General features: G+C 66.0%; 4 protein-coding genes and 1 other RNA gene. 2 read left to right on the forward strand and 3 right to left on the reverse strand.

Annotation, left to right across the window (positions count from 1 at the left end; all coding sequences use genetic code 11):
• Positions 1-196: 196 nt before the first annotated feature.
• Positions 197-542: a transfer-messenger RNA gene (gene ssrA / locus AB1824_12920) on the reverse strand.
• Between the two features lie 114 nt (positions 543-656).
• Here ssrA and AB1824_12925 point away from each other — a divergent pair.
• Positions 657-1,559, forward strand: coding sequence for a YitT family protein (locus AB1824_12925; GenBank protein ID MEW5765863.1), 903 nt, complete (start codon positions 657-659; stop codon positions 1,557-1,559).
• 102 nt (positions 1,560-1,661) lie between these two features.
• Complete coding sequence (locus AB1824_12930) at positions 1,662-3,770, forward strand: S46 family peptidase (GenBank protein ID MEW5765864.1); 2,109 nt, start codon at positions 1,662-1,664, stop codon at positions 3,768-3,770.
• 26 nt (positions 3,771-3,796) lie between these two features.
• Here the strand turns inward: AB1824_12930 and AB1824_12935 are convergent, their stop codons facing one another.
• Together AB1824_12935 and AB1824_12940 are read right to left on the reverse strand one after the other, a co-directional pair.
• The gene (locus tag AB1824_12935; GenBank protein MEW5765865.1) at positions 3,797-4,927 is read right to left on the reverse strand and encodes a glycosyltransferase; all 1,131 of its coding nucleotides are present in this window, start codon (positions 4,925-4,927) and stop codon (positions 3,797-3,799) included.
• Positions 4,924-5,745, reverse strand: coding sequence for a phosphatase PAP2 family protein (locus AB1824_12940; GenBank protein ID MEW5765866.1), 822 nt, complete (start codon positions 5,743-5,745; stop codon positions 4,924-4,926). Before AB1824_12940 ends, AB1824_12935 begins: the two co-directional genes overlap by 4 nt.
• Positions 5,746-5,848: the final 103 nt, after the last annotated feature.

Here is a 5,848-nt window from a genome sequence, read left to right on the forward strand (position 1 = left end):
TCTCGGCGCTGCGTTCCACGCGCGCCCTAGCGTTCCCGGCCCCAGCCTCTCCCCTGGGGCCGCGGCTTGCGATCGCTCCCTCTTCGGTCGCGCTCTCGCCCGCGGCCCTCAGGGTCCCCTCTGCGGCTTCGACTCCCGCGAAATTCAATGGCGGCCATAGAAAAAAGGGAGGGCGTAACCCTCCCTTTCGGTTTGCTGGTGGAGGCGGCGGGAGTCGAACCCGCGTCCGAAAATGCCGGCCAAGGCAGCGTCTACGCGCGTAGCCGGTTCCTCGATCCTTCGCTCACCGCCTCTGGAGCCGGCAATTCGGCGGGTCGCTATCCCCTGAGTCTTTTCCGTTTCGGCCGGGGAGAACCGAACCGGAGCATCCCGCTAGCGTCGTTCCTGAAAGCCCGCGGGCGAAGCCTTCAGGAACGTGGCGGACTTACGCCGCCAGAGCCAAGTTATCGTTGGCAGTTGATGTTTTCCGGTCGTTTTACGAGAGCCCGGAACTCGGCGCGCGACCACCTCCCGCACATCCCCGTCGAAACCGTTTCGCCCCCGGGGTTTCGTGCCGTCGGTAATATAGGCCCTGCGGTCCTTTCCCGCAAGGGAGCCGGGACCGAGATCGGCCGCGTGGATGCCCCGGGCACCTGTTTCTGGTATTCTCCAGAGCCATGCGAGCGCGCGCGATCCGCCTCTGGGCACGCAGGACCGGAACGACCCTCTGGAGCTGGACCCTTCTCGGAATCGGCCTCCTGGGCTTCGTGGCAGCGGTCAAGGCCTTCTTCATCCCGAACCAGCTCTTGAGTGGGGGCGTGACGGGCCTGGCTCTCCTCGCTCACGCGCTCTTCGACTGGCCTGTCGGTCTCCTCGTGTTTCTTCTCAACGTCCCCATCTTTCTCCTGGGAGCATGGGACGTGGGCAAGAAATTCGCCGCCCTCTCGGCAGTGGCGGTGGTGGGATTCTGGCTCATGGCCGATTATCTGCCCATCCCGCCCCTCACCCAGGACCCTCTCCTGGCCGCCATTTTCGGCGGCGCACTGGGGGGCGTCGCCGGGGCGCTGGCGCTCCGCTCGGGGGGCTCCCTCGGAGGCTTCGACATTCTGGGCGTGGTCCTGAACCGTCGATTCAGTTTGGGTGTCGGGGAGGTGCAGCTCTTTCTCAACGGGGCGCTTGTCCTGGCCTCGGGGCTCCTCGAGAGTCCCGAAAGGGCCATGTACACCCTGGTGGCCATCTACGCGGCGGGGCGGGCCATGGACGCCATGATGGCTCCCCGTCCCCGAAAGGCCGTTCTGATCGTCTCCGCCCACCCCGCCGAGATCCAACGGAGGATTCTGAACGAAATGGCCCGGGGCGTGACGATCTTGAAGGCCCGGGGCGCCTTCAGCGGCCAGGAGCAGGACGCCCTCCTTTGCGTCATCACGCGGTACGAGTTGCGGGAATTGCGGGACATAGTCCGCTCCGAAGATCCCCACGCCTTCGTCAGCGTCCTGGAGGCCTCGGATGTCATCGGACGATTCCGCCAACCTACCGCCTTCGCCCTGTGGAAGAAACAGCGCCAGCCCGGGGGCCTGTGACCGCGTCCTGCGCGCTGAAACCTCTCGATGCTCACTTGCGTATAAATTTTTTCGCGCCCCGGCGGTCCTTGCCGGGGGCCGTCACCTCGTGGGGGAGGAACCATGACATTTGGCAGGCGGGTCTCTGGCGGATTCGGTGTGTTCTGCGCGGCTCTGATCGCGGCGGTTTCGGGCGCGACGGCTCTCCGGGCGGACGAGGGAATGTGGCTGTACGAGAGGCCTCCGCTGGACCTCTTGAAGGAGCGGTACGGCTTCGTTCCCGACGCGGCCTTTCTGGACCGCCTCCGCATGGCCTCGGTCAACATCCACGCCTCGGCGTCCTTTGTTTCTCCCGAGGGGCTCATCCTGACCAATCACCACGTGGCCCTGGGATCCGTGCAACGTCTCTCCTCGCCCGAGAACAACTACGTTCGGGACGGCTTCTACGCCCCCACCCGTGACAAGGAGATCCCGATCCCCGGTCTCACGATCCGGGTTCTGGTTTCCATCGAGGATGTCACCTCGCGGATCGAGGCCGCGTGCGCGGGCGCCTCGAGTCCAGCCGACGCCTTGAAGAAACGGAACGCCGCCGCCGCCGCCATGGAGTTGGAGTGCAGGCGAACCACGGGCCTTGAGGGGGAGGTGGTCGCCCTCTTCGGGGGAGCGCGCCACCACCTGTATCGGTACAAGGAGTACACGGACGTCCGTCTGGTCTTCGCGCCCGAGTTGCAGGCCGCCTTCTTCGGAGGCGACCACGACAACTTCACCTATCCGCGGTTCGACCTGGACCTGGCCTTCCTCCGCGCCTACGAGGGTGGACGTCCCGCCCGCATCGAGCACTATCTCCCCGTCAACCCGGACGGTTGCCGGGAAGGAGACCTGGTCTTCGTATCGGGCCATCCTGGGGACACGGACCGCCTTGTGACCGTGGCCGGGCTGAACTACTTCAAGAACGTGACGCACCCCAAGAAAATCGAGGCCCTTCTCCGCCGGCAGGCCCTTTTGAACGCCTACTCGGCCAGGAGTCCCGAAGCCGCACGGAGGGCCCGCACCAACCTCTACTTTTTCGCCAACTCCCTGAAGTCCACGGAGGGAGAACTCCGGGGGCTGAGGGATGAGATTCTCATGGGCAAGAAGAAGTCCGCCGAGTCGGACCTGCAGGCCGCCGTCATGGGGGACCCATCCCTTCGCGCTCGCTTCGGCTCCGCCTGGAGCGACCTGGAAAGGGCCTACGCGTGGGCCGCCGAGAACGAGGCGGAGACACGCCTGAAGGGCGACATGCCCGGGGGTGGCTGGGGGCGCCTCACCTCCCACGCCCTCACCCTTGTGCGATACGCGGAGGAGATCCGGAAACCGGACGCGGAGCGGATTTCAGGCTATCACGATTCGGACCTTCCCGGGGTGCTCCGCCGCCTCTCCAGCCCCTCCCCCACCTACACCGACCTGGAAGAGGTGTTTCTCGCCGACGACCTGGAGCGGCTCCTGGAGACCTTCGGGGCCGATGATCCCTACGTAAAGACCCTGCTGGAAGGCAAGACGCCCCGCGAGGCGGCGAGGGAAGCCCTGTCCGGCACCCGCCTGGGGGATACCGCCTTCCGCCGGGAACTGCTCAAGGACGCCGGAAGGGGCATCGCCGCCTGTGAGGACCCCCTTCTGCGCCTCGCCCGGAGGGCCGACCCCTTTATTCGGGACGTGGAACGCCGCTACGACGAACACGTGGCGGCGGTCGAGGAAGAGGCCTACGCGCGCATCGCCCAGGCGGGCTTCGCCGTGTATGGCGACAAGTCCTATTCGGACGCCACGGGAACGCTGCGCCTGGCCTTTGGAACCGTATCCGGCTACCCCTTCGCCTCCACCCTCGTGCCCCCCTTCACGACTTTCTACGGTCTGTACGACCGCGCTTATTCGTTCGGCGACCGGGACGACTTTGCGCTCACGAACCGCCAAAGGGAAAGGCGGGCTTCGGTTCGGCTCGAGACGCCGCTGAATTTCGTCTGCACGGCCGACATCACCGGCGGGAACTCGGGAAGCCCCGTCGTGGCGAAGGACGGAAGCCTCGTGGGCCTTGTCTTCGATGGGAACGACGCGAGCCACCCCAACGCCTTCGTCTACGACGAGCGCCAGGCTCGATGCGTGGCCGTGGATATCCGGGGGATCCTCGAGGCCCTCGACAAATACTACGACGCCGGCGCCCTGGTGCGGGAAATGCTGGACGCCTCCAGGAGACCGTAAACCGCGAGGCGGCCTTCCAAATCGACTCACACGCGGCGCAAGTCTCCGAGCCCGCGCCCGCCTCCTCCGGATCCCATCCGCCGCGCCAGGCCATCCAGGAGGGCGGTTGCCGTTTCGGAGGCCCGGGGAGGGAGGGGCCGGGGGCCTGGACCTGCGGCCAGAGCGGCCTCCATGTATCTGGAAATCCCACCCACGTCGGGGCAAACCGTGATCCAGCTCCGCGTTTCCATGAACGCGATGTTCGCCCTTTCCTGTCCCGGCAGGCTGGGCAGCACCACCGCCCGCTTTCCCGCCGCGAGGGCCTCCGTGAGCGTGAGTCCGCCCCCTTTTGTGATCAGGACGTCCGCCGCGGCGAGGAGTTGGGGCAGGTCGGTCCGGTAGCCCAGAACCCGGAGTCGCTCGGGGTGGGCCTGGGCATCCGGAATCATGGACCGACGCAGGGTTTCGTTCAGCCCGCACACCAGGATCACATTCCATCGGGGCAGCCCCAGGGCCGCCTGGACGGCCTCTCGGAGGGGGCCGGCCCCCACTCCGCCCCCGACCACGAGCGCCGTCGGGAGCTCCGCGTCCAGCCCCAGCTCCATGAGGGCCGTTCGGTCCGGAACCATGTCCTCGAACCCCGGCGCGATGGGGATCCCTGTGACCGCGAGACGGTCTTCCGGCACCCCGCGCGCCCGGAAGGCCACGGCCAGGTCTTCGTGGGGGAGCAGATAGAGATCCACCTCCGGACGGACCCAGAGCGGATAGCCGTCGTAGTCCGTGAGGACCACCGCCAGCCGGAACCCCGCCCTTCCCGTGGCCTTGAGGTCGGCCGCGATTTCCATGGCGTTGATCTGCGTCGCGACCACCAGGTCGGCTCCCTCCGACTCCCGCTCGAAGCGGCGGACGGCGCGGCCCGCCAGGGGGGCGGAGGCGAGGCGGCCCCGCGAGGCAAAGTAAGGGGAGCTGTAGAGGAAGTCCCATCCCCGGGGGAACTTCATCACCAGGGTCAGGTATCCCTTGCGAAAGAGCCAGTCGTATTCGCGCGGGACCCAGTCTTCCAGACGCGATACCGAAGCCTGGTGCCCACGGGCCTCCAGGTTCCTCCGAAGCGTCTCGGCGACCCTGTGGTGCCCCGTCCCCAAGCCGAAGGAGGCCACCAGGCTTGTCGGCCTCATCGTCGGCTGCGAAGGAAGGCCATCTCGAGCGGGTAGTTCTCCACCGCGTAAGTCGCCAGGACGGTGCACGCCGCCGCAAAGAGGACGCCGCCAATGGAGTCCAGGACCCAGTGGAAGCCCAGGTAGAGCGTGGAGTAAACCACCAGGGCCGCCAGGACGAGCATGGTCCTCCTCAGCCTGCGGTTGGCGCTCTCGGTGATCAGGAGCGCGTACGTGACGGCCAGGGACGTGTGAAAGGAGGGGAAGCAATTGTTCAGCCCGCTCAGGGGCCTGAGCCCCTCGATGAGGACCGGCGAGATCGTGTTCATGAGCAGGCTCACGGATCCGTCTCCGGAAGCCCACCGTTCGGAGACGGGCACCAGGATGTAGAAGGGCAGGATCAGGAGGTAGTTGAAAAGGGTGCCCCAGAAAATCTTCCTCCCAAGGGTCCTCTCCCCGCCCGCATAGGCGGAGAGGACCGCCACCACGCCCAGGACCGGAAACACGTACAGGTAGATCACCGACAGGGCATAGGTGAGGGCGGGAAACTGGACGAGTTGAAAGAGCGCTGCGGTGGAACCCTCGATCCGGAGGAAAAGGGACGTGAAATCCCAGCCAAGGTAGCTCGTGATCTGCGGGTCGAACCGGGTTTCCAGAATGTCCAAAAGGATGATTCCGACGACGGTCAAAAGGTAAAAAAGCGCATGGGTGGAAAAGGCGTGCTCGCGCACGAAGGGCCAGACCACACCCACGGGTCCCTTTCGTGGGTGAAGCCAGAGCAGGAGAGCGATGAGCGAAAAGCCTGTCAGACAAAAACCGAGAACCAGGATCTCATCCACGGCCCGTCACCCTGCACAGTAGCCCTTCATACTGAATACATTAGACGATTCGGGGCCGGCCCGCAAGAGGTGGGGACCTGTTGCCTCACGTAAGAATCTTCCC

Source organism: Acidobacteriota bacterium (assembly GCA_040752915.1).
Taxonomy (GTDB): Bacteria; Acidobacteriota; UBA4820; order UBA4820; family DSQY01; genus JBFLVU01.

What these genes read in the sequence shown, in the direction of transcription:
- AB1824_12930 (MEW5765864.1), top strand. Translation starts at nt 1,662, where the DNA reads ATGACATTTGGCAGGCGGGTCTCTGGCGGATTCGGTGTGTTCTGCGCG.
- AB1824_12925 (MEW5765863.1), top strand. Translation starts at nt 657, where the DNA reads ATGCGAGCGCGCGCGATCCGCCTCTGGGCACGCAGGACCGGAACGACC.
- AB1824_12935 (MEW5765865.1), bottom strand. Translation starts at nt 4,927, where the DNA reads ATGAGGCCGACAAGCCTGGTGGCCTCCTTCGGCTTGGGGACGGGGCAC.